This window comes from Mesorhizobium sanjuanii (genome assembly GCF_002529485.1).
GTDB lineage: Bacteria > Pseudomonadota > Alphaproteobacteria > Rhizobiales > Rhizobiaceae > Mesorhizobium > Mesorhizobium sanjuanii.
In genome coordinates this window covers 1-23,580 of record NZ_NWQG01000102.1, presented here as the reverse complement: position 1 = coordinate 23,580, position 23,580 = coordinate 1, and the positions used below count along the sequence as shown (strand labels likewise).

The following is a 23,580-nucleotide window of genomic DNA, read 5'->3' as shown; positions in this document are numbered from 1 at the left end:
GCGGAAAACGCCGAACTCGTCTTCGTGCCGCTCGGCGGCGTCGGCGAGATCGGCATGAACTTCGCCCTCTATGGCTACGGGCCGGCCAATGCGCGTGAATGGATCGTCGTCGATGTCGGCGTCACCTTTCCCGACGCGGCGCATCCGGGCGTCGACCTCATCCTGCCCGATACGCGCTTCATCGAGGAGAACCTCGCCAACCTGCGCGGCATCGTCATCACCCACGCGCATGAAGATCACTACGGCGCGCTGCTCGATATCTGGCCGAAGCTGAAGGCGCCGGTCTGGATGACGCCGTTTAGCGCCGGGTTGCTGGAGGCTAAGCGGCAAGGCGAACAGGGCGCGCCGAAGATCCCGTTGACGATCTACCGGGCCGGCGAAAAGTTCACCATCGGCCCGTTCGAGATCGAGGCCATCCCGGTGGCGCATTCCATTCCGGAACCGATGTCCTTGGCGATCACCTCGCCGGCCGGTATCGTCATCCACACCGGCGACTGGAAGATCGACCCGGAGCCGACCATCGGACCGAAGACCGACGAGGCGCGCTTCCGCGCCTATGGCGACAAGGGCGTGCTGGCGCTGATCTGCGATTCCACCAATGCGATGCGGGAAGGGGAGTCGCCGTCGGAAGTGGCGGTGGGCGAGGGCCTCAAGGGCGTCATCCAGAGCGCCAAGGGCCGCGTCGCCGTCACAACATTCTCCTCCAATGTCGGGCGCATCGTTTCCATTGCCAAGGCGGCGCGGGACGCCGGCCGCCAGTGCCTGGTGCTCGGCCGTTCGCTGAAGCGCGTCATCGATGTAGCGGGCGAACTCGGCTATATGGACGGGCTGCCCGAATTCATCGCCGAGGAGGATTACGGTTTCATCCCGCGCGAGAACCTCGTCATCATCTGCACCGGCAGCCAGGGCGAGCCGCTCGCCGCACTTGCCAAGCTGTCGCGCGAAGAGATGAAATCGGTGTCGCTGACGGCAGGCGATACGGTGGTGTTTTCCTCGCGCACCATTCCCGGCAACGAAAAGGCGATCCTCGAGATCAAGAACCGCCTGATCGATCTCGGCATCAGGATCATCGAGGACGGCGACGCGCTGGTGCACGTCTCGGGCCATCCGCGCCGCAACGAATTGCGCAAGATGTACGAGTGGGTGCGCCCGCAGATCGGCGTTCCCGTGCACGGCGAGGCGGCGCATCTGGTGGCGCAGGGCTCGCTGATGTCGATGTCGGGCATCGGCCAGGTGGCGCAGGTGCGCGACGGCGATATGCTCAGGCTTTCTCCAGGCGCAGCCACGATCATCGACCAGGTGCCGTTCGGCCGCATCTACAAGGACGGCCGGCTGATCGGCACCGACCAGGCGATGGGCATTCGCGACCGGCGCAAGCTGTCCTTTGCCGGCCATGTCGCGGTCAATGTCGTGCTCGACGATAGATATGAGCTCGCTGGCGACCCCGATCTGGTCGCCATCGGCGTCGCCGAGGCCGATGCCCGCGGCGAGACCCTGGAAGACCTGATGCTCGATGCGGCAATCGGCGCCGTGGACTCCATCCCCCGTCAGCGCCGAAAAGACCTGGACCTCGTGCAGGAGGCGGTGCGTCGTGCCGTACGCGGCGCCGCCAACGAAGCCTGGGGCAAGAAGCCGCTGGTGACGGTGTTCGTCACAAGGTAAGGGAATAGGGATTGGGGCAGTATGGCAGTAGGGGGAGAAAGTCGTTTTTCCCTACTCCCATACTGCCCTATTGCCTTACTGCCCCTAAGGACGCAGTCAATGCTCGGTCGCCTGAACCATGTCGCGCTTGCCGTGCCGGATTTGGCCACGGCGACGGCGGCCTATCGCGATACGCTCGGTGCGCGGGTGACCGCGCCGCAGGCGCTGCCCGAGCACGGCGTGACCGTGGTGTTCGTCGATGTCGGCAACACCAAGATCGAACTGCTCGAGCCGCTGGGCGCGGAGTCACCGATCGCGGCTTTCCTTGAGAAGAATCCCTCCGGCGGCATGCATCATGTCTGCTACGAGGTCGACGATATCCTGGCCGCGCGGGACCAACTCAAAACAGCCGGCGCGCGCGTGCTGGGCGACGGCAACCCCAGGACCGGCGCGCATGGCAAGCCGGTGCTGTTTCTGCATCCCAAGGACTTCTTCGGCACACTGGTCGAACTGGAGCAAGCATGAACTGGGTTTCTTTCGTGGCGCTATTCTTCGCCACCTGGTGGGTGGTGCTGTTCGTCGTCCTACCTTTCAGCTTGAGGACACAGGACGAAGACCAGGACGTGACGCTGGGCACGGTTCCGAGCGCGCCGCGCGGACCGCATATGCTGCGCGCCGCGCTGCGCACGACCATCGCCACGCTGGTTCTCATCGGCATCTTCTACGGCATCACCAGAGGGCTGGGACTCGGCATCGACGACATCCCGCACATCGTGCCGGACTTCAACCAGACCCCCAAGCATTAGCACAGCCGGCAAAACTCCTTCAGTCGCCCTGAACGCAGGCGCCGATCGGTGCCAAAACAGCAAAGCCGGCTTCCGGATTTGTAGTGCTGCTGCGAGGGCGCGTCGCGCCTCAACGATTCATCTTACGCGCGTCAACTTCTTGTTTTATGCACGTTAGCCGGGTATCCTTGGGTCAGCACGTGAGCATGCTTTGAGCGGCGCGCTTGGAATGAAGCGGTTTGGCAATACGCTGTGCTAAGCAGATGATTGCACAAAAAAAATGCAAGGCCGAGGCCTTGCAATTTAAACGCGTCCGATCTGTTTCCGGTATCCGGCGGCAGCGAGTAACCGCGCCTAGATCGCATCCTCCCAAGACTTTGACCGCGTAGGAGGGCAGATTATTCTCCGCCCTCTCGGTTATCAGGGCACACTAGCCTAAGGCAGGTGAAATTGTCACGCAGAATTTTGCCTCGAAACAGGCATTCTCGTGCTGCACTGCACAATAGTGCGGCAGGCGTTGCTTGCGAAACGACCAGCAAGGCTTGAGCGGCACTGCCGCACCCGTCGCAGCGCAATTTCGACGCCATGGGCCGGGTTTCCATTCCGTCATGAAATAGCTATGAAGCCGGGGCAAGCAAGCCACCGCCGCGCCGATTCCGATGCGGCAATCCTCTCTCACGGATCAGTCCATGCGTTTGTCGCGCTATTTCCTGCCCATTCTCAAAGAAAATCCTCGCGAGGCCGAGATTGTCTCACATCGGCTGATGCTGCGCGCCGGCATGATCCACCAGCAGGGGCAGGGCAGCTTTTCCTGGCTGCCGCTCGGCAAGCGCGTGCTGGACAAGGTTTGCCGGATCATTCGCGAGGAGCAGGACCGCGCCGGCGCACTCGAAATCCTGATGCCGACCATCCAATCAGCCGAGCTGTGGCGCGAAAGCGGCCGCTACGAGGATTATGGCAAGGAGATGCTGCGCATCAAGGACCGGCAGGACCGCGACATGCTCTACGGTCCGACCAATGAGGAAATGGTCACCGAGATCTTCCGCTCCCATGTCAGGTCCTACAAGGATCTGCCGATCAACCTCTATCATATCCAGTGGAAATTCCGCGACGAGGTGCGGCCGCGATTCGGCGTTATGCGCTCACGCGAGTTCCTGATGAAGGACGCCTACTCGTTCGATCTCGACTATGAGGGCGCCAAGGCCGCCTATAACAGGATGTTCGTGTCCTATCTCAGGACCTTCACGCGCATGGGTCTGCAGGCCATTCCGATGCGCGCCGACACCGGGCCGATCGGCGGCGACCTCAGCCATGAATTCATCATCCTGGCCGACACCGGCGAGAGTCAGGTTTTCTGCCATCGCGACTATCTTTCGCTCGCTGTGCCTGACGAGAACACCGATTTTTCCAACGATGGAGAGATCGGCGGTATCGTGAAGACATGGACGACGCCCTACGCCGCCACCGACGAAATGCATGACGAGGCGGCCTGGGAGAAGGTCTCGACAAGCGACCGCGTTTCGGCACGTGGCATCGAGGTCGGGCATATCTTCCATTTCGGCGACAAATATTCCAAGCCGATGGGCGCCAAGGTGACCGGACCCGACGGCAAGGACCATTTCGTCTCCGGGGGCTCCTACGGCATCGGACCCTCGCGGCTGGTCGCGGCCATCATCGAAGCCAGCCATGACGACAACGGCATCATCTGGCCGGAAGCGGTGGCGCCGTTCGATGTCGGCCTGATCAACATGAAGGTTGGCGACGCCGAATGCGACCGCGTCAGCGGCGAGCTTTATGCGGCGCTTGCCGGTGCCGGCAAGGACGTGCTCTACGACGACACCGACCAACGGCCGGGCGGCAAGTTCGCCACCGCCGACCTGATCGGCCTGCCGTGGCAGGTGATTGTCGGGCCGCGCGGCGTTGCCGCCGGCGAGGTCGAGGTCAAGGACCGCAAGACGGGCGAGCGTGAGACGCTGCCTATCGCGGATTTGAAAAAGCGTTTCGGTATCGCCGCATGAGCGAGGCCGCAGCAGCAAAACCCCTGGCCGCCGGGCCGTTTTCCGTCTTCGAGCGCATGGTGGCGTGGCGCTATCTGCGCTCGCGCCGCAAGGAGACGGTGATCTCGGTCATCGCCTCGATCTCCTTTCTCGGTATCATGCTGGGCGTCGCCACGCTGATCGTCGTCATGGCCGTGATGAACGGGTTCCGCGCCGAACTGCTGACCCGCATTCTCGGCGTCAACGGCCATCTGATCGTGCAGCCGCTGGACATGCCGCTGGAGGATTATGCGCAGGTCGCCAGCCGCATCAACGGCGTGTCCGGCGTCAAATACGCCATTCCGCTGATCGATGGACAGGTGCTGGCGCAAGGCAATATCGGCGGCGGCACCGGGGCGCTGGTGCGCGGCATACGCGGCGAGGATCTGGGCAAGATCTCGATCGTCGCCAACAACATCAAGCAGGGCTCGATCGCCGGCTTCGACACCAGCGAGGGCGTCGCCATCGGCAGCCGCATGGCCGAGAATCTCGGCCTTGCGCTCGGCGACACCATCACGCTGATCTCGCCCGACGGCGACGTCACGCCGCTCGGCACGACGCCGCGGATGAAGGGCTATCCGATCACCGCGATCTTCGAGGTCGGCATGTCGGAGTATGACAGCTCCATCGTCTATATGCCGTTTTCGGAAGCGCAGCTCTATTTCAATTTGGACGGCCGTGCCCAGACGATCGAGGTCTATGTCGACAATCCCGACAATGTCGACGCGCTGAAACCGAAGGTCGAGGAGGCAGCCCGGCGCCCGGTCAACCTCGTCGACTGGCGGGAGCGCAACAAGACCTTCTTCGACGCGCTGCAGGTGGAACGCAACGTCATGTTCATGATCCTGACCCTGATCGTGCTGGTGGCGGCGCTCAACATCATTTCGGGCCTGATCATGCTGGTGAAGGACAAGGGCCACGACATCGCCATCCTGCGCACCATGGGCGCCACGCGCGGCGCAATCCTGCGCATCTTCCTGATGACGGGTGCCGCGATCGGCGTAGTCGGCACCATCGCCGGCGTGCTGCTGGGCGTCGTCATCTGCCTCAACGTCGAGCGTATCCGCCAGTTCTTCTCCTGGCTGGCCAATGAGCGGCTGTTCAACCCCGAGCTCTATTTCCTAAGCCAGTTGCCGGCCCGCATGGACGCCAGCGAGACGATCTCGGTGGTGCTGATGGCGCTGGCGCTGTCGTTCCTGGCGACCCTGTTTCCGGCATGGCGCGCGGCCAGGCTCGATCCGGTCGAAGCGCTGAGGTACGAATGATGGCCGAGGCCATTATCGAGCTGAAGGGCGTCGAGCGGCACTATGTCCAGGGGCCGCGCAAGCTGACCATTCTCAATGGCGCCGATTTCTCGCTGAGGCGCGGCGAGATCGTGGCGCTGGTGGCGCCTTCCGGCACCGGCAAATCGACGCTGCTGCACACTGCCGGGCTGCTGGAACGGCCGGACGCCGGCGACGTGATCCTGGCCGGGCGCGCCTGCGGGCGGCTTTCCGATGACCAGCGCACGGCGATCCGCCGCAACGATGTCGGCTTCGTCTATCAGTTCCATCATCTGCTGCCGGAATTCTCGGCGCTGGAAAACATCATGATGCCGCAGCTCATCAAAGGGCTGGCGCCCAAGGAGGCGGCCGAGCGGGCGGCGCAACTGCTCGACTACATGCAGATCGGCAAGCGGGCGCAGCATCGCCCGTCGGAGCTGTCCGGCGGCGAGCAGCAGCGCGTCGCCATTGCGCGCGCCGTCGCCAACGCGCCACTGGTGCTGCTAGCCGACGAGCCGACCGGCAATCTCGACCCGGTCACCGCTTCTTACGTGTTCGAAGCGCTACAGGCGCTGGTCAAGCAATCGGGCCTGGCGGCGCTGATCGCCACTCACAATCACGAGCTGGCCTCGCGCATGGACCGCCGCGTGACGCTAGCCGACGGCAAGGTGGTCCCACTTTAGGGCATACCGATATTCGGGTGAGGCCGGCCTGCGAACGGCGTTTCCTGCGCTTCCGGTACTCACGGACCAAATGTCCGCTCCGTTCCGGTTCTCGGACCCCACCGCTCTCGGCTCGGCCTGACCCGAATCTCGGCATGCCCTAGCTTGGCGTTGACAGTCCCACAGGTCGTACGGGAACTGCCCGTGCTTCATTGCTCGTCAACCTTTCCTTAACCTTGCCGAAATTGATCCCCCGAAATTTCCGCAAGGCGCCTTTTGCGATCGTTGACATTCGAACAAAATTAGAACAAAATACGAACATATCAACAACAGGAGAGAGTTATGGCCGATCTTGTTCAGGATGTCGTGTCGCTGGTGTGCATGAGCACGTTTCTCATTTCCATGGCGATCTGGATCGGAGCCATGTGAGGAGGCGGCAGTCCGCGCTCCCTCTTTCGGCGGCTGTGAGCCGTCGCGACGTTAAGCCTTTCTTGCCGCCCGGACGATAGGGTTCCCTGAAGACAGGGGAGTAGCGTCACGTGTCGCCCATCGTCACAGCCATTCTCGTGGCCTGCAATCTCGGATTGATCTTTCTGCTGCTGACCGCGCCGCTCGGTTTGCGCACAGTCAGGTTCAGCCGGCTGGTGGCGGCGGACCGACGGCGGCTGTGGCAAGCGCTTTGGCCGCTTGGAAGCGATGCCGGCTGGTCGGGCGAAATCCTTTCCGCCGAGGCGCTGGACGATCAGGGCGCGGCACGGATCGTTCTGTCCTGGGAAGGACGCGACGGCCAGCCGATCGAGCGCAAGGTTCTGCTTGAGGATGTTTTGGAAGAGAGACGCTTTTCCATGCGTGTCTTCGACGACACGTCGCTCGACGCCTGCTTTTGGGCGGACTATCGCACCACCACGGAGCTCATGCCCGAAGGCAAGTTCACGCGGGTGATCCTCAGTCAGACCGATCGCTATCGCGGCATCGCCTTTCCTATCTTTCGCTATTTCGCCATGCGCCGTGAACTCGGCAAGCTCGATGCATGGGCGAAGACCGGACGCTATCGCAAAGGCGGCTGGTTCGAGCATCCCCTCAGCCAGATCGGTCTCGCCGTGCTCTCGGCATTCATCCTGTGGCCGTTCTTCGGGCTGAACCTTGGCGGCCTGGCGCTGGCCGCGATCCTGACATCGGTGGTGGCCCTGCACGAACTCGGGCACATGGCGGCGTTCCGGCTGATGGGCCATCGCAAGGTGCGGATGATCTTCATCCCGCTGCTTGGCGGCATTGCCATAGGCGGGCGGCCGTATGACAGCCGTTTCGAGGTGGCTTTCGTGGCGCTGATGGGCGCTGGCTTCTCGGCTTTCCTGGTGCCGCTGCTGATCGCTGCCAGCGCGCTTGCCAGCGGGGAGGGACACCGGCTCGCCGCAGCGTTGCTGGCGACCCTCGCCGGCTGCGTCGCACTATTCAATATCGCCAATCTGGTGCCGGTGTGGAAGTTCGATGGCGGCCAGGTGCTGCGTCAGATCTGCCCCGGTCCGATCGCTCTGGCGCTGGCTTCATTTGTCCTGCTTTCCGCCTTCCTGGCGCTCGGCTGGCGGGCCGGCTTTTCACATGGCTTCCTGTTGGTGGCGGGGGCGGTCTTCGCCATCCTCAGCCTGCTGACGATGGGCAGCGCGGTGAAGCCGCGCCATGAGCTGAAGCCGATCCACACTTTCGATCGCTTTGCCATGGCCGGCGCGCTGCTGGCAGTGTTCGCCATCCATGGCTTTGGGGTTTTGTGGGCATCCGACCGGCTCCTCGGTTGGGGCCTGACCTGAATCTCAAAAAACCCAATCCAGCAAAGTATATTCAGCCGGCCTTGCGGGCCGCCTCGACCAGCAAAGGCGCGGCGGGGCCGAACACATCCTCGAAGGCCGATTTCAGCGCGAGATCGAGATCGGCCATTGTTACGGGAAGGCCGAGATCGACAAGGCTGGTGACGCCGTGATCCGCAACGCCGCAGGGAACGATACCGCTGAAATGGCCGAGATCCGGCTCGACATTGATGGCGATGCCGTGAAAGCTCACCCAGCGGCGCAACCTGATGCCGATGGCGGCGATCTTGTCCTCGGCGGGTGAGCCGTCTGACAAAGCGGGGCGATCCGGCCGCACCACCCAGACGCCGACGCGGTCCTCGCGGCGTTCGCCACGCACGTTGAAGGCAGCGAGCGTGCCGATGATCCATTGTTCGAGCGCCGCAACGAAGGCGCGGACATCCTCGCGCCGGCGCTTGAGGTCGAGCATGACATAGGCGACCCGCTGGCCCGGCCCGTGATAGGTGTATTCGCCGCCACGCCCAGCGGCAAAGACCGGGAAACGATCCGGCTCGATCAGATCCTCGACATGAGCGCTGGTGCCGGCCGTGTAAAGCGGCGGATGCTCGACCAGCCAGACCATCTCGCCGGCAGCACCGCTTCGGATCGCTTCGGCGCGCGCCTCCATGAAGGCGAGCGCATCAGGATAGGCGGTGAGGCCGGGTTCAACGCGCCATTCGACCGGCGCCGAGCCGGGCAAAGGGAGGAACAACGTGGCGATCTGGCTGCGTTCGGTCATGGCGTGTCTCTTGTTGTTCCTCATATGGCGGCAATCGGGCAAAACGTCCAGTTCCGGGCGCTTTTCAACCTTTGGCGGGTTATGCCAAGTCGCGGGCGATTATTGCACGACGCGCCCTTGTTTCGCCGGAAACGATTTGCTACACGCCGCGAGCCGGTTCGTTCCGGCTCCTACCACGTGCGGTCGTGGCGGAATTGGTAGACGCGCAGCGTTGAGGTCGCTGTGGGGCAACCCGTGGAAGTTCGAGTCTTCTCGACCGCACCACCCTTCGCTTTTCGAGCTTCGGGTGGCAGGCCACCTGAAGGTCGTTGGACGAAGGCGTGTCCTCCGAATCCTTGGCGTAGGAGGACCGTTGTGTTCATGTGGCCTTTTTTGTTCGCCGGCGTTTCGGCCATTCTCGCGCGATGACGCTCGTCAGACGCGAGTGCCGTGTGGGCCGTCTTATGCCGGCTGGACGCTTGGCCCGTTTGCCAGATCGCCGGTAACGACGAGCCCACTTGACCGGTTGTCCTGCAATTTGATCTTGCCACCGCGACCCTGGATGATGTGCCCTCCTTGAAGAAAGGTTGGCCGGACGGGCGAAAGGCCGAGCACCCATGCCGCCGGGGGCACGCCGATGTTGCGCGTTGGGCCGCGAGCGAAGCTGCATGCGAGCGCTGAAGTAACCCCACGGTAAGCTTGCCTCGCTATCACATACAGAAATCCTTCGCGGCGGCTTCCGAGGTAATTTGGCGTGTCCCTGATTTCCGATGTGGCGAAATATAGTCCATCCACAAAATGGTCACTGCGCCTTTCATTTTTGGTGGCGGTATATGTAATATCCGCCTATGAGTTAAGTTCTAAATCTTTCATCAATCTAAGCTTGATTTACGCTGACAAGTTCGCTTTCAGTATTCCGATTTTGTTTGTCGTCGGGGTCTGCTCCGCCGCACTCATCCATGGCAGAGGAGAGCCAATTCTTTATGCCGTAAACTTTGTTCGAGTGCGCTGGCGTCGCTGCTTGCTGGTGCTTCTCTTCTTCTTCGCCATCCTGACCGCGTTCAATACCTACAAGATCGCCATCCCGTCCGTTGTTCCTTACTATGCGGACGACTGGTTGGCCGATCTGGATGAATGGTTGCACGGGATGGCGCCTTGGGAACTGGCGCACAGGTTCGACAGCAACGCGTGGTCGATCGTGGTCTTGAACAGCTATGAGGTCATTTGGTTTTTCCAATGGTTCGGCATCATGCTTTTCGTCTCCCTCTGGTCGGACAAGATTGCCTCCGTGCGATACCTTTGGGCGGCAACGCTGACATTATGCGTAGTCGGCACCATCATGGCCTTGGCGCTGGCGTCGGTCGGGCCGGTTTTCTACCACCAGTTTGTTGGCGAGGATCGCTTCCACGGACTCAAGACCGCCATGGACAGTCTCGACCATAACCATATGGTGCGGGAGCCGGCTGCATATCTTCTGACGCTTTACCAGACCGGCCGGTCCGACCTTGGCGGCGGCATCTCCGCAATGCCGAGCGTGCACGTTGCCTTTGCCACATTGAACGCCTTTCTGCTTTCGTCCTTGAACCGCTGGCTGGGAATCGTCGGTTGGACGTTCGCGGCCATGATCCTTTACGGGTCGGTCTATACAGGATGGCACTATGCTGTTGACGGCTACGCCTCTATTATTGTGGTGTCGATGATCTGGTGGGTGACCGGACGCTTCGTGCGCAAACAGTAAACCGCCCACGGAGTTTCAGTCCCGATTTCGATACGCCGGATTTTTTCCGTTATGGTCGACCGGCGCAGCCAGATAGGTTGCGCCGGTTCGACTGTTGATCGTCGCTGCACCGACAGGACATTTTTCGCCCACCGGCGCTTGTCAGATGACGGCTGGACACTGGGCCGTTCTGCAGATCGACGGTAAGCATGAGGCCGCTTGGCCGGTTGTCCCGCAATTCGATCTGCCGCCGTGGTCCTGGCGCTACACCCGGATGCTTTGAAAGTTTTGTTGCGCAATCATGGTTTCATCCTGGTGCGCAAGGGCAGGGTGCATTTCGTTCGATATTCCCGTGCATTGCGCGGACTGGTTCGCTGAGGCGATCACGCTCGAATGGCGCCGATCCGGGGAATGGCTTTGCTAAAGTGAAGATCCGGTTCTAACCTTCCCAATGCATTCCAGGTCGAGAACCCGGTTTGACCTGTCCATGACGTCTCGTGCAACGGAGCCATCTTCATGAATGACAGCCAGGCAAGGATTGCGGGCGCAAGCACTGTTCGAAGCCTGCATGTGGACCTGCCGGTCAACGCCACGTTCCATATCTGGCTCAAGGCGACCAGGCCGGACGTTCCGGGCTCGCTGTCCTTTTCCAATGTCCGCGGCAAGTTCGGTGAGGTGAGCGTTACGAACGCTGAAGAATATGAATTCCGAATTTTTCACGTCTTCGGCGGTGGTAGTGTCGAACTGGACTACGACACGAATCAAACCTCGGTGTCGGTTGCCTACTGGTTCGCTTTGGCCGACGTGCTGGAGACAGGCATTACGGTTCTTCACACCAATTCGGGAAATGCGCCGCCGAACATCCCTGACAGCTATCATTTTCGTCCGCCTTTCGGCTGGATGAACGATCCAAACGGATTTGGCCGGTTCGGCGGTCGCCCACATCTCTTTTATCAGCATTATTCCCATGGGCTTCGCTGGAATACGATGCACTGGGGCCATGCTGTATCTTCCGATTACTTGCGCTGGCGTCACATGCCGATCTTCCTGTTCCCGTCGGAAGACCTTACCGCGAGGCCCGACAGACGGGGCGGTGCGTATTCCGGCTCGGCCATTCCGCTTGCCGATGGCCCGGGCATTCGGGTTTTTTTCACCGAGCAGGTACAGGACCGTGTCCCGGAGCAGCAGATCCAACTCACCGCCATCTCCAGCGACCTCATCATGGCGGGAAATGCGGAGGTCATCCTGCCGTACCGTCCGCTTGACCAGGGATTGACCTCGGATTTTCGCGACCCTTATGTCTTCAAGGGACCGGATGGCCGCTGGAAAATGCTGCTGGGCAGCCAGAGCGACGAGGGCGGCGTTGTCCTGCTCTACGACACCGACGATCATACGGCCGCCACCGGCTGGACATATGCCGGCAAGCTCCTGGTCGAGAAACGCTATCGGACCACGGCGATCGAATGTCCCTGTTTGCTGCCGCTCGACGGGCCAGCGACCGATCCGGCGACGCGTTGGGTTCTTATTCTCGGACTGATGAACGGCGAGGACCGGTCCACCCGGCGCAAGAACCTGACAATGGCTGCCGTAGGCTGGTTCGATGGTCGGACCTTTGCCAAGGAATTCGAACAGGAGCTGGACTTCGGGACGGACAATTACGCCTTCCAGGCCTTCGTCGACGGTGATGCCATTGTCGGCATAGGGTGGCTTGCAAACTGGGTCGACACCGGGTCGGAGATCGATTTCCCCACGGCCATGACGTTGCCTCGCAACATCCGTCTGTCCGCCGGCGCGCTGCTGACCCCGCCCATCGGCGCTGCCGAGAGCCTGCGGAGCCATATTCTGGACCGAACACGCCTGGCAGCCGGAGAGCAGGTGACCTTTGTCAACGGCGCCGTCGAAATCCTGTTCGAGCTCGAAAAGCCGGGCGCCCATTTCCACCTGAAACTCCATCATCCGACGGTCCGCCTCGGCGTCATCGTCGACGACGAGGGACTTGCCATTCATCATGAAGACGACAACGCAGCGGAATCTCCCCACTACATCGCCAAGGGAGCCCATCCAAAACGGCTGCGGATATTCCTCGACTACGGATCGATCGAAGTCTTCGCGGATCACGGCCGTTGGGCGGGCACGAAGCGGATCAGCGGTTTTGAGCCGATACAGTCCGCACGTCTCACCGCCGAAACGGGTAGCGTTCTGCACGCGACGGTATGGGCGCTGAAACCTTGACGAGGAGATCGATATCCCCGGTCCGGGATCATGTATCCTCGAATACCGACCAGTGAACGAGGCCTTCGACGACGCCGAGGGCAAACGGTTCCTTCGCCCCGTAAATCAGCGGGTTGCCCCGGGCCATGTCGCGCAGTTCGGGAAGGGCATTGGCGACGACAATCCCACGCGCACCCGGCAGCTCGAACATGCTGCGATCGTTGTTGGTGTCGCCGGCGACGATCACCTCGTCCAAGCCGATGCCGAGCTCATTGCAGAGCCAGGCCAGCGCCTGGCCCTTGTCGGCCGAACGCGGCAGGATGTCGAGATCGCGGCCGCTCGAATAGACCATCGTCACCGAGAGGCCGGCCTCGTCCAGGGCGCGCTCGATGCCGGCAAGGACGTCCGGACTCGCGTCGTGCAGGTACCAACTCGATTTGAAGGCGTGTTGGTAGATGTCGGGCTGGCGGACAGTGTCCTTGAGCGACCCGAGCACCGCATCGACCTTTTCAAGAGACCAGCCTTCCGAAAGCCTTTCATTGAAGTGCCCCAGGCGCGATGTGTGTCGCGGACCGGCGAGCATCGTACCGACGCCCCCGATCACGTAGTCCGGCGCCGGCAGGCCGACTTCGTCGACGAAATTCAGGATGTCGTCGGCCAGACGACCGCTGTTATAGACAAGAACCGGTCGGTGCTCGGGGTCGAGCGCTTCCCATCTGGCACGAAAGCGCGACGTAGCCGGCGCATGGCCGGCCAGAGTCCCGTCGAGATCGCTCGATAAAAGCGCTATCGGTCTCAATCGCCGTCGTTCCACGGCTCGTCCCAATCATGGTCGTCGACCGCCTTCAGCACCGGACGTCCCTCGACAAGGCTGACAAGCTGCTGCGCGATGCCTGTCCAGGTGAACAGGCTGCGCGCCTTGTGCGCACCCATGCGGCCAAGCCGGCCATGGAGGCGCGCGTGTTTCATGGGTTTGACGATCGTGATGCCGAGGTCTTCCTTGTCGAACGGATCGCCGAAGAGCGCGTGCCGGCCATAGCTGATCCCGCGATAGAGGCCGCCATGGATCGTGACCACGGTCGGCGTTCCGCAGGCCATCGCCTCGATCGCGGTCATGCCGAACGGCTCGTAGCGGCTCGACAGGACGAACATGTCCGCCGCCCGATAGGTGTCGGCCAGATCCTCGTCGGCAACATAGCCGGAGAAGACGACGCGATCCTGCAGGCCCAGCTGCCGAACCTGCTTCTTGAGCTGATCCAGGATCTTCCGTTCGTACTCGTCCATGTTCTCGCCGCCGACAGCGAGCCTCAGAACCGCATCCGGCACACGCGGCGCCACCACGGAAAACGCATCGATCAAAAGGTCGTAACCCTTGTTGGTGGCGAGCCGGCCGAGCGCCAGGATCGTTCGTCCTTCGAAACCGAGCCGATGGCGGATCATCCGGCGGGAGGCCTCGCTGACAGGGAAGAAGCGGTTGTCGTCGTAGCCGGGCGGGATCATGTGCACGCGGTCGCGCTCGAGACTATAGTCCTCGACCAGCATATCCACCTGCTGTGGCGTTGTGGCGATCACCATGGCGCAGCTTCGATAGATGATGGTCTCGTGCTTTATGCGCTCGGTGAAATTGAACTCGGCCTCGAATGTATCGGCCTTGTCGGGGTAGTCCGTCTTCATCTGGCGCTGCTTCCATATGCCGAGGGAATGCGGCGTATGGATGTGCGGGACACTGAGCGCTTCCGACAGTCGCTGCCCCGCCACGCCCGCATCCCAGTAATGGCTGTTGATGAAGTCGTAGGAGAGGTTTTCCTTGCGGATCAGGCGCAAAGCGTTTTCGCACCACTCGAGAAGGTGACGGTGGAGATATTCCTTCGGAATGAAATCGGGTCCGCCACAGCCGACGCGCAGGACACGAACCCCGTCCGCAACTTCGTCGACAGGAGGCTGGTCTTCAAATCGCCGCGTCCAGACATCGACGGCATAGCCCAGTTGGGCCAGCTTTTTGGCCAGTTCCAGGACATAGACCACTTGTCCGCCCGTATCGGCCGCACCCAGTGGCGGATTTGCCGCAACGTAGCCATGGGTTGAAATGAGTGCAATTCTAGGTATCGCCGCATCCGAGTTGTCGTCCGGCATCTTTATCCTTCTCTTCGATTGGTCTTTGCATGCCCGTGGTCGAAGCATGCGCCAGTCCGGTTATATAGGGTCCAACCTCCATCGGCAAACATTGACGCGACTGTAAAAGCCAAACCGATCTGTCGCAACGCATCCATCTGGATGCGCAAGGGGCGCTATGGCGAATCTATCTCGCGCATGACCCTTTCAGAAAACCGGTTTCCACTTTTCAGGATCATGGTCTAGACCTGACTGGCACCTTTTCCGGAATCGGGATGGCGGGAGGCGCTGGTGGAAGGCCAGGACGAACAGGACACCAGAGCCACTGAGGATGGCCACGCCGATATCTACGGCGAGGATGGCGCCGTCCTGTCGTCGTTCCTGGCCCAGATCGGTGCCGCGATCGCCGATCGCGACACGATGACGCTGAAGCGCGAAGTCAACGACCTGCACCAGTCGGAATTGGGCGACCTGCTCGAAGCGCTGCATCCCGACCAGCGCCGCGCGCTGGTCGAACTTTTGGGCGCCGACTTCGACTTCTCGGCGCTGACCGAGGTCGACGAGGCGATCCGCATGGAGATCGTCGACAATCTGCCCAATGCGCAGATTGCCCAGGCGGTGCAGGAACTCGATTCCGACGACGCCGTCTACATCCTCGAAGATCTCGAGAAGGAAGACCAGGACGAGATCCTGTCGCAACTGCCGTTCACCGAGCGGATCAGGCTGCGCCGCTCTCTCGATTATCCCGAAGAGACCGCCGGCCGGCGCATGCAGACGGAGTTCGTAGCGGTGCCGCCGTTCTGGACCATCGGCCAGACCATCGACTACATGCGCGAGGACCAGAACCTTCCCGATCGCTTCAGCCAGATCTTTGTCATCGATCCGAGCTTCAAGCTGCTTGGCGCCATCGATCTCGACCAGATCCTGCGCACCAAGCGCTCGGTCAAGGTCGAGGAGGTCATGCATGAGACGCGGCACGCCATTCCGGCGACCATGGACCAGGAAGAGGCGGCGCGGGAATTCGAACAATACGACCTTTTGTCGGCCGCGGTTGTCGATGAGAACGAGCGCCTGGTCGGCGTGCTGACCATCGACGATGTGGTCGACGTCATCCAGCAGGAAGCCGAGGAAGACCTGTTGCGCATGGGCGGCGTCGGCGACGAAGAACTCTCCGACAGCATCTTGTCGACCTCGCGTTCGCGTGTTCCGTGGCTGCTGGTCAATCTTTTGACGGCTTTCCTGGCGGCGTCGGTGATCGGCCTGTTCGATCGCACGATCGAGCATATCGTGGCGCTAGCGGTGCTGATGCCGATCGTGGCCGGCATGGGCGGCAATGCCGGTTCGCAGACCATGACCGTCACGGTGCGGGCGCTGGCGACGAAGGATCTCGACATCTACAATGCCGGCCGCATCATCCGTCGCGAAATGGGCGTGGGCTTCATCAACGGCATCCTCTTCGCCATCCTGATCGGCATCGTCGCGGCTGCCTGGTTCCGAGATCCGAATCTGGGTGGCATCATCGCGGCGGCAATGGTCATCAACATGTTCGTGGCGGCACTGGCCGGAATCCTGATCCCGTTGCTGCTCGACCGCTTCAAGGTGGACCCGGCGGTGGCGTCCGCCGTCTTCGTCACCACGGTCACCGACGTCGTCGGTTTCTTTGCCTTTCTCGGTCTCGCCACGTGGTGGTTCGGAGTGCCTTGATGATGCAGGGCGTCTTGTGCCGCAGCAGTGGTACATACCACCTCAATTGACTTTTACGTAAATGCCATGCGAGGGTCGGTGAAGGGGCCGCCCGCCGATTCCGGCAGGCCGGTACAGGGGCTGGAGGGCGAAGTCGCATCATAGGCATGCGCGCCGTATCCGGGCATTTGGAGCGACGATGCGGGAATATTATTCGATCACTGAACTGACCCGCGAATTCGAGGTGTCGACGCGGACCTTGCGCTTCTACGAGGACGAGGGACTGGTACAGCCGATAAGACGCGGCCGCACGCGGCTGTTTCGTCCGTCCGACCGGCACCTCATCCGCCAGATCATGCGCGGCAAAAGGCTTGGCTTCTCGATCAACGAAATCCGAGAAATCATCCAGATGTACAAGGAGCCGCCCGGCGAGGTCGGCCAGCTCAAGCTGATGATCAAGCGCATCGAGGAAAAGCGCGAGGATCTCAGGCAGAAGCGCCGTGACCTCGAGGAGACGCTGGCCGAGCTAGACCAGGCTGAGGAATCCTGCGTCGAGCGGCTGGTGGAACTCGGCGTCAATACTTGAGCGGCCTGGCAAGGCTCAGATCCAGCGCCTGACCCGTTTCGCGTAGTCCCGGTACTTCTTGCCGAATTTCGTCGCCAGTATTTTCTCCTCGCCTTCGACGGCGGCCTTCTGCGTTGCGAAGGCGGCGATGAATGCCATCGGCAGGAACCAGGCGACGCCCGATACGAAGGCGACGCCGATCATCAGCAGCGTATTGGCCAAATAGATCGGGTTGCGGCTGATGCCGAAGGGGCCCGACGTGATCAGATGTTCCGGCACGCCATTCGGGTTGAGCGTCGTCTTCGCCCGGATCATGGTGCGGATCGCCGTGAACCAGAGTGCGACGACGCCGAACAATGCCACAAAGCCGGCGGCGAACAGTATGTCGCCGAGAAGGTCGCCGATCCATGGCAGCGGGTAGAACAGGCCGAGCACGATGCTGATGGCGATCGCCGCGAGATAGATCAGCGGCGGCCAAGGTATGTGCCCAGGCTTCGGCAGCCCTGTTTTTGGCTGATTGGCGGTCATTGTTGCCCTCCCTCCATCAACTTGCTTTCGGTGCTGGCGGTGCAGGTGCTCGCCAGGTCGGCAAGGTGCGCCTTCCATTCGGCGGCCTGGTCGCCACTGTAGAGCCGATCGAGTGTCGCCTCGCCTCGCAGCGTATCCAGCATGCACCCACAATAGCTGGTGCAGAATGCGCTGTCGCGCTGTTGCTCGCACGATACCTGGCAGGATTTGAGGAAACCGACGTCCCTGTTTTCGGCGGGAGCGGGCATGATTTGCGAAAACAGCCAGACCGAGCCGATCAGCAGCGGCTGGTGGATCAGGTAGAAGGCGAGGCTGTGCCGGCCGATGAACAGCAGCGGATTCGACCAACGGCCGGGAACAAGATCCGCCAGCCGTGCCAGCCCGCCGGAGGCGGAGCCGAGTTTCGCCGCCGCGATACCCAGCAGCACGGCGCCGAACCATGGAAACAGCGGCACATAGTCGTTGGAACGCGGATTGGACGCCGACAGGCCGACCCACCACAGGGCCGGATGGTCGAAGATTTCGGACCTGAGATAGAAGGGCGCGGCGATGACAAGGGCAGCGACAACAAGCGTCAGCAGCGCCGGCAGCCGCAGAAACGCCAGGCCGAGCAGGCTGGCCAGCGCGATCTCGTGCAATATGCCGAAGAAGATGAACCCATCAGGCGTGGCGAGCCTGGTGACGACGGATATGGCGATTGCCGCCCCGGCGACCATGGCGAAACGCTTCCAGAAGCCGGGCCAGCGGATCTGTTTGCCATGAGCCAGATAGAGGCTGACGCCGACCAGGAACAGGAAGGTCGAGGCGATGCAGCGCGCGTAGAACTTCCACCAGCCGAACGCGGTCAGGCCGGGGTCGGTATAGCCGAAGAATTCGAGATCCCAGGTGAAATGGTAGCTCGCCATGGCAAGCAGGGCAATGCCGCGCGCGATGTCGATGGTGATGATGCGCTTCGGCTTCAGCGAATCCTGAACGGTGGCGGTCGACGTGGGAATGCTCATGGTCTCGCAATTCTGATTCAGCCCCGCAAGACGACTATCACGGTTGGGCCGGACAACAGAAGGCGGACCAATGCATGTCCGCGATGCTCCTTCGTGCAGGCGCCGCGTCAAGGCCAGCGTTGGAGCGACGCGCGTCCACTTCGTGCTTAATCGATTCCGATTGGGCCGCTGCGTTAGGCCAGCGCCGGAAAGCCTTTGACCAGCTTCGCTTTTTGCCGTGAACGCGTCGGTTTCCTGTTACCGGGCCAGGAATGACCACGGCAGATTTGGGCTCGCGTTCTGCTTTGGGCGATTCTGCTTCGGGGACAGCAATGGCCACCCATGTTCGTCATCCGATCGGGCTTCCGGCCTTGCGACCGGCGGATGCACGCACCTTCGCCTCGCTCTATGCGGTCGAATCCTTCGCGCGCGCCACCGTGTCGAGCGTCATCCCGATCCAGGCCTACGAAATCCTCCGCAACGAACAGATCGTCTCGATCCTCTACACCGTCGTGGCGCTGCTCGGCCTGTCGGTGACGCTGTTCATGCCGATGCTGATCCGCCGCTTTGCCCGGCGCTGGGTCTACACCGCAGGCGCCTGCCTCCTTGCCGTCGGCTCGCTGTTCTTCGTCACGCACACGCTTGCCGGGCAGTTGGCGGGCATGCTCTGCCGCGTCATGGGCGCCAGCGCGCTGTCGATCACGCTCAGCCTCTACATCATGGACCATATCCGCAAGACCGATTTCATGCAGGCCGAATCGCTGCGCATGGCATGGTCGATGCTCGCCTGGACCAGCGGGCCGACACTCGGCATCTTCCTCTACACGCGTTTCGGCATCTATGCCGCGCATGGCGCGGTCGCCATCTTCGCCATGGCCCTGCTGGCGCTGTTCTGGACCTACAGGCTCGGCGACAACCAGTCGATCCGTCCGGGCAAGACGCGGCCGGCCAATCCACTGGCCAATATCGGCCGTTTCGTTGCCCAGCCACGTCTCAGGCTGGCCTGGCTGATCGCCTTCGGCCGCTCCTGCTTCTGGACGACGTTCTTCGTCTACGGGCCGCTGTTCATGGTGATCACCGGTGAGGGCGAACTCGCCGGCGGCCTGCTGGTCTCGGCGGGCAACGCGCTGCTGTTCACAGCCATCTTCTGGGGCAGGGTGGGACAGCGTTTTGGCGGCCGGCGAACCATGACATCGGCCTATTTCGCCATGTCGGCGATGCTGCTGGCGGCGGGCGCCGTCGGCGAATCCGTGCCGTTTCTTACCGGCGCCTTGCTGCTGTGCGGCGCATTCTTCGCCATCGCTCTCGACGCGCTGGGCTCGACCGCCTTCATGCGCTCGGTGCGCTCCTATGAGCGGGCGCAGATGGCGGCGGTCTATCGCACCTATCTCGACTTTTCCGAGCTGACGCCGCCGCTGGTCTATTCGGTGGTGCTGGCGTTTTTCGGGTTGGGCTCGGTGTTCGCCACGCTCGGACTGCTAGCGGCGGTTTGCGGCTTCGTTACCTGGCGCTATCTGCCCAAATCACTTTGAGGGATTGGATGACATTGCGACGTGCCGGTCGCGCACCCAATTGTGGAAGCGATACAAATCGTATTCCTCGGGCATCAGCACACCGGCCTTGTGGCGCATCGAGCGCAGGCCTTTCTGATTGACCTCGCAGATCGCGGCGTCCTCCTTCAGCACTTGTCTGCCGAATGCGACGATGTTGTCGATGTCGGCCGAGGGCGCTTCGAGCGCTTCGGCCGAAAAAAGCCATTCCGCGGTGAGTTCGGTCTCTTCCGGGCCAAGCGGCACCAGCCGGACTGTCCTGACATAGTCGACATGACCGACGATGAACATCGATGGCAGGCTGGTGGCGTAGGTCTGTCCCGCCGCGCGCTCGGCCGGCGTCAGGTTGGCAAAGACCGGACCATGGGCCTGACCATCGCGCGACCAGGTCTCGGCTCCGGCCCTCAGGCCACCGGAAAACTCCGGCGCGTCATTGTCGGCATGCCGGGCCCATTCGGGATCGTCATGCCGCCCCATCAGGCCGCGGCCATAGATCGGCACCAGCCGCGACAGATCCTTGTGCACGCCCGGGCAGTGCAGGCACTCGTTGAAGTTTTCCCAGAAGATCTTCCAGTTGCAGTTCATCACCTTGCGCAGCACATGGCCAGAAACCAGCGTTTCCAGCGGCCAGTTGCCGAGGTCGCCGGAGGCGGGATCGAAGGCGGTTTCAGCCGAACCGTCGGCGTCTTCGGCGAGATTGACGAAGACGAAGCCGCGCCACACCGACAGCGCCACGCGGTAGAGCGGGTGCTCGGCCTTGTCGAAACCTTCCGGCAGAGACTTCGACGGCACGCGCACGAGATCGCCGCGCAGCGAATAGGACCAGGCGTGATAGGGGCAGGTGAGGAGCCGTGCCTTCAGCCGCCCCTCGCTCTCCTGGCAGAGCTGCGAGCCGCGATGCCGGCAGGTGTTGTGGAAGGCGCGCAATGCGCCGGTCTCGTCGCGCAGCACGACGATCTCCTGCGTGCCGACCCTGAATGTCCTGAATGCCAGCGGGTGGGCGAGATCGGCCTCGCGACAGACCAAGAGCCAGCTCTTGTACCAGATGGCGCCGAGATCGCGCTGATAGGCGTCCGCGTCCCAATAGGCTGATGAGGGCAGTGTCGGCTCGGCCCGGGTCAGGCCATTATAGGGATCGTGCTCGCTCGGGTCGGGTTGCATGACTGGCTTTCCTCCGAAGTGCCAGCCGACACCCCGGCGAATCGTTTGTCAATCGGGCGACGGCATTGCCGGCTTCGGTCGCGGTGCCTAATCATGCCGGGAGCAATGGGATTAGGACATGACCGCACGACAGATGTCACTGACACCCGAACTGGTGGCGCGCTGTTTTCGCACCGTCGAGGATAGCGGGCCCGACCCGGACGCAATGCATCTCGACGACAGCGACTATAATGCGATGCTGGATGCGTTCGAGGCGGAACTGCCTGCAAGCGAACCGCTGTGGCTGTTCGGTTATGGCTCGCTCATCTGGAAGCCTGAAATCGACCATATCGAGGAACGGGTGGCGGTGGCGCGCGGCTGGCACCGATCCTTCTGCATGAACATGACGCGCTGGCGTGGCACCAAGCACAACCCCGGCCTGATGATGGCTCTCGCTCTTGGCGGGCAGTGCAAAGGCGTCGCTTTTCGGCTGACCGACGGTGACCGTCGGCAACAGTTGGACAAGCTCTTCAGGCGTGAAGTGACGCTGAAGCCGACCAGCTATCACCCGCGCCTGCTCAGCCTCGCGAGCAGCGCCGGGCCGTTGCGGGCGCTGGCCTTCGTCATCAATCGCAAGGGAACGACCTATGCCGGACCGCTCGCGGAAGAAGAGGTGGTCGAGAAGCTCGCCACATCCTGCGGGCACTGGGGATCGGGCGCCGACTACCTCTACAATACGGTGAAAAACCTGGAAGAGCGCGGCATTCATGATCGCCATCTGTGGCGGCTGCAGCGGCTGGTTGCCGAGCGGATTGAAGCCTCGAAGCCTTGAAACCGCGTGGCGCATTCACGCTGGTAACGGGCGGAATTTGGTTTGCCGGGCGCGACGATTCTGCCTATAGTCGCTGCTGTCGCCGGTTCCGTTAGGGACCAAGAGGGAATGCGGTGAGGGTGAATTTTGCCCGATGCCGTGGCTGCCCCCGCAACTGTGTGCGGTAGTCCTCTCCATATGCCACTGAAGATTTTTCTTCGGGAAGGTGGGGAAGGGCGCTGATCCGCGAGCCAGGAGACCTGCCGGCGACAGGGAACTGACTTCGATGCCCTCGGGTGGAGGGCGAAAGGACAAGATATGAATACCGCTTCCGTCTCTCTCGGCGCTTCCGTCTCCTCGCAGTCGCGCTTCATGCAGCTCGCGCTTGCCGCGCTGCTCGGCGTTTTCGTCATGGGCTTTGTCGGCTTCTCGCATATCGAGGCCGTCCACAATGCCGCCCACGACTATCGCCATTCGATGGCGTTTCCCTGCCACTGACGAGGGACTGACATCATGACACTGTTTCGCAACGTCGTGTTCATCGCGGCGATCGCAGGGCTCGTGGCCGGCGTCGTTCTTGCCTGTATGCAGGCCTATGCCACCGTGCCGCTGATCCTCAAGGCGGAAGTCTACGAACAGGCCGGTGGCGGCCACCAGCACGAGCATGTTGCTGCACCAGCCGCCAACGCCACCGACACCAATGCCATGAGCAGTGCCGCACCGGCGCCGGCCGAGGCGGCTGCACCAGCGGAAGACGAAGGCTGGGCACCGGCTGACGGCTTCGAGCGCTTCGCCTTCAACGTGGTTGCCAATGTCGTCACCGGCATCGGCTTCGCGCTGATCCTGGTCGCGGTTTCGGAATTCGCCGGCGGCATCGGCAATTGGCGACAGGGCGTGTTCTGGGGCCTGGCCGGCTTTGCCGTGTTCACACTGGCGCCGGGCCTCGGCCTGCCGCCGGAACTGCCGGCAATGCCTGCGGCCGACCTAGCCCAACGCCAGATCTGGTGGACGGCGACGGCGGTGGCAACCGCCGCCGGTCTCGGCCTGCTCGCCTTCCGCAAGTCGCTGCCGTTGGCAATCCTTGCCGTTGCCTTGATCGTGGCGCCGCATATTGTCGGCGCGCCGCAGCCCGACAGTTTCGAGTCGCCGATCCCGGAAGGCCTGCACCATCAGTTCGTGGTGGCGGTGACGCTCACCAATCTGGTGTTCTGGCTGGTGCTCGGCGCCGTCGTCGGCGTGGTGCGCGGACGCTTTACCGGCACGGCGACCAGCCTGCGCGACAGCTTTGCCTGATCGTGCTGTCTCCCATTGGGGATTGACCTTCGTCATCGGCGGCGC

General features: G+C 62.2%; 21 protein-coding genes, 1 tRNA gene and 1 riboswitch. Of the genes, 16 read left to right on the top strand and 6 right to left on the bottom strand.

All coding sequences use genetic code 11. From position 1 onward, the window contains the following. The 7 genes from CN311_RS16630 to CN311_RS16600 form a co-directional block, all read left to right on the top strand. Positions 1-1,662, top strand: a 1,662-nt coding sequence (locus CN311_RS16630) for a ribonuclease J (RefSeq protein WP_097574858.1), incomplete at its 5' end; no start/stop codon positions are given. Between the two features lie 99 nt (positions 1,663-1,761). Continuing rightward, positions 1,762-2,166 (top strand): methylmalonyl-CoA epimerase, encoded by a 405-nt coding sequence (gene mce / locus CN311_RS16625; RefSeq protein ID WP_097574857.1) that lies wholly within the window; start codon positions 1,762-1,764, stop codon positions 2,164-2,166. Beyond that, positions 2,163-2,447, top strand: a complete 285-nt coding sequence (locus CN311_RS16620; RefSeq protein ID WP_097574856.1) for a DUF1467 family protein — start codon at positions 2,163-2,165, stop codon at positions 2,445-2,447. The genes mce and CN311_RS16620 overlap by 4 nt, the downstream gene beginning before the upstream one ends. Before the next feature lie 668 nt (positions 2,448-3,115). Continuing rightward, complete coding sequence (proS, locus tag CN311_RS16615; protein WP_097574855.1) at positions 3,116-4,444, top strand: proline--tRNA ligase; 1,329 nt, start codon at positions 3,116-3,118, stop codon at positions 4,442-4,444. Continuing rightward, positions 4,441-5,727, top strand: coding sequence for a lipoprotein-releasing ABC transporter permease subunit (locus CN311_RS16610; RefSeq protein WP_097574854.1), 1,287 nt, complete (start codon positions 4,441-4,443; stop codon positions 5,725-5,727). The genes proS and CN311_RS16610 overlap by 4 nt, the downstream gene beginning before the upstream one ends. After that, positions 5,724-6,407 carry an ABC transporter ATP-binding protein gene (locus CN311_RS16605; RefSeq protein WP_208866516.1) on the top strand — a complete coding sequence of 228 codons (684 nt, stop codon included), beginning with the start codon at positions 5,724-5,726 and terminating at the stop codon, positions 6,405-6,407. Before CN311_RS16610 ends, CN311_RS16605 begins: the two co-directional genes overlap by 4 nt. 518 nt (positions 6,408-6,925) lie before the next feature. Further along, the gene (locus CN311_RS16600) at positions 6,926-8,191 is read left to right on the top strand and encodes a site-2 protease family protein (RefSeq protein WP_097574852.1); all 1,266 of its coding nucleotides are present in this window, start codon (positions 6,926-6,928) and stop codon (positions 8,189-8,191) included. Between the two features lie 31 nt (positions 8,192-8,222). Here the strand turns inward: CN311_RS16600 and lipB are convergent, their stop codons facing one another. Beyond that, on the bottom strand, positions 8,223-8,966 hold the full coding sequence (lipB, locus tag CN311_RS16595; protein ID WP_097574851.1) for a lipoyl(octanoyl) transferase LipB: 744 nt from the start codon (positions 8,964-8,966) through the stop codon (positions 8,223-8,225). 179 nt (positions 8,967-9,145) lie between these two features. On the opposite strand from lipB, the gene CN311_RS16590 reads away from it, so the two are divergent. From CN311_RS16590 to CN311_RS16580, 3 genes are all read left to right on the top strand, one after another. Next, a tRNA-Leu gene (locus CN311_RS16590) sits at positions 9,146-9,230 on the top strand. A 469-nt stretch (positions 9,231-9,699) separates the two neighbouring features. Continuing rightward, positions 9,700-10,683 carry a phosphatase PAP2 family protein gene (locus CN311_RS16585; RefSeq protein ID WP_097574850.1) on the top strand — a complete coding sequence of 328 codons (984 nt, stop codon included), beginning with the start codon at positions 9,700-9,702 and terminating at the stop codon, positions 10,681-10,683. A 495-nt stretch (positions 10,684-11,178) separates the two neighbouring features. Further along, on the top strand, positions 11,179-12,894 hold the full coding sequence (locus CN311_RS16580; protein ID WP_097574849.1) for a GH32 C-terminal domain-containing protein: 1,716 nt from the start codon (positions 11,179-11,181) through the stop codon (positions 12,892-12,894). 28 nt (positions 12,895-12,922) lie between these two features. Here CN311_RS16580 and CN311_RS16575 read toward each other — a convergent pair whose 3' ends face one another. Together CN311_RS16575 and CN311_RS16570 are read right to left on the bottom strand one after the other, a co-directional pair. Beyond that, positions 12,923-13,672 (bottom strand): HAD-IIB family hydrolase, encoded by a 750-nt coding sequence (locus CN311_RS16575; RefSeq protein WP_097574848.1) that lies wholly within the window; start codon positions 13,670-13,672, stop codon positions 12,923-12,925. Next, a complete protein-coding gene (locus CN311_RS16570; protein ID WP_097574847.1) occupies positions 13,669-15,006 on the bottom strand; it encodes a glycosyltransferase in 1,338 nt (445 codons plus the stop codon). Before CN311_RS16570 ends, CN311_RS16575 begins: the two co-directional genes overlap by 4 nt. A gap of 270 nt (positions 15,007-15,276) precedes the next feature. Between CN311_RS16570 and mgtE the strand changes: the two genes are divergently transcribed. Beyond that, complete coding sequence (gene mgtE, locus CN311_RS16565; protein ID WP_097574846.1) at positions 15,277-16,689, top strand: magnesium transporter; 1,413 nt, start codon at positions 15,277-15,279, stop codon at positions 16,687-16,689. A gap of 178 nt (positions 16,690-16,867) precedes the next feature. Then, the gene (locus tag CN311_RS16560; protein WP_097574845.1) at positions 16,868-17,254 is read left to right on the top strand and encodes a MerR family transcriptional regulator; all 387 of its coding nucleotides are present in this window, start codon (positions 16,868-16,870) and stop codon (positions 17,252-17,254) included. A 15-nt stretch (positions 17,255-17,269) separates the two neighbouring features. On the opposite strand, the gene CN311_RS16555 is transcribed toward CN311_RS16560, so the two are convergent. Both CN311_RS16555 and CN311_RS16550 read right to left on the bottom strand, forming a co-directional pair. Next, positions 17,270-17,761 (bottom strand): methyltransferase family protein, encoded by a 492-nt coding sequence (locus CN311_RS16555; protein WP_097574844.1) that lies wholly within the window; start codon positions 17,759-17,761, stop codon positions 17,270-17,272. Next, positions 17,758-18,762, bottom strand: coding sequence for an acetyltransferase domain-containing protein (locus tag CN311_RS16550; RefSeq protein WP_097574843.1), 1,005 nt, complete (start codon positions 18,760-18,762; stop codon positions 17,758-17,760). The genes CN311_RS16555 and CN311_RS16550 overlap by 4 nt, the downstream gene beginning before the upstream one ends. A 311-nt stretch (positions 18,763-19,073) precedes the next feature. Here CN311_RS16550 and CN311_RS16545 point away from each other — a divergent pair, with 311 nt between their 5' ends. After that, entirely contained in the window at positions 19,074-20,273 is a 1,200-nt protein-coding gene (locus tag CN311_RS16545) for an MFS transporter (protein ID WP_097574842.1), read from the top strand. Here CN311_RS16545 and CN311_RS16540 read toward each other — a convergent pair. Beyond that, on the bottom strand, positions 20,265-21,452 hold the full coding sequence (locus tag CN311_RS16540) for an aromatic ring-hydroxylating oxygenase subunit alpha (RefSeq protein WP_097574841.1): 1,188 nt from the start codon (positions 21,450-21,452) through the stop codon (positions 20,265-20,267). The two genes, CN311_RS16545 and CN311_RS16540, sit on opposite strands and share 9 nt — an antisense overlap. A gap of 118 nt (positions 21,453-21,570) precedes the next feature. On the opposite strand from CN311_RS16540, the gene CN311_RS16535 reads away from it, so the two are divergent. From CN311_RS16535 to CN311_RS16525, 3 genes are all read left to right on the top strand, one after another. Next, positions 21,571-22,263, top strand: coding sequence for a gamma-glutamylcyclotransferase (locus CN311_RS16535; RefSeq protein WP_097574840.1), 693 nt, complete (start codon positions 21,571-21,573; stop codon positions 22,261-22,263). Positions 22,264-22,329: 66 nt separating this feature from the next. After that, positions 22,330-22,524: riboswitch (cobalamin riboswitch) on the top strand. A gap of 36 nt (positions 22,525-22,560) precedes the next feature. Next, positions 22,561-22,740, top strand: coding sequence for a CbtB domain-containing protein (locus CN311_RS16530; RefSeq protein ID WP_097574839.1), 180 nt, complete (start codon positions 22,561-22,563; stop codon positions 22,738-22,740). 15 nt (positions 22,741-22,755) lie between these two features. After that, the gene (locus CN311_RS16525; protein ID WP_097574838.1) at positions 22,756-23,535 is read left to right on the top strand and encodes a CbtA family protein; all 780 of its coding nucleotides are present in this window, start codon (positions 22,756-22,758) and stop codon (positions 23,533-23,535) included. Positions 23,536-23,580: the final 45 nt, after the last annotated feature.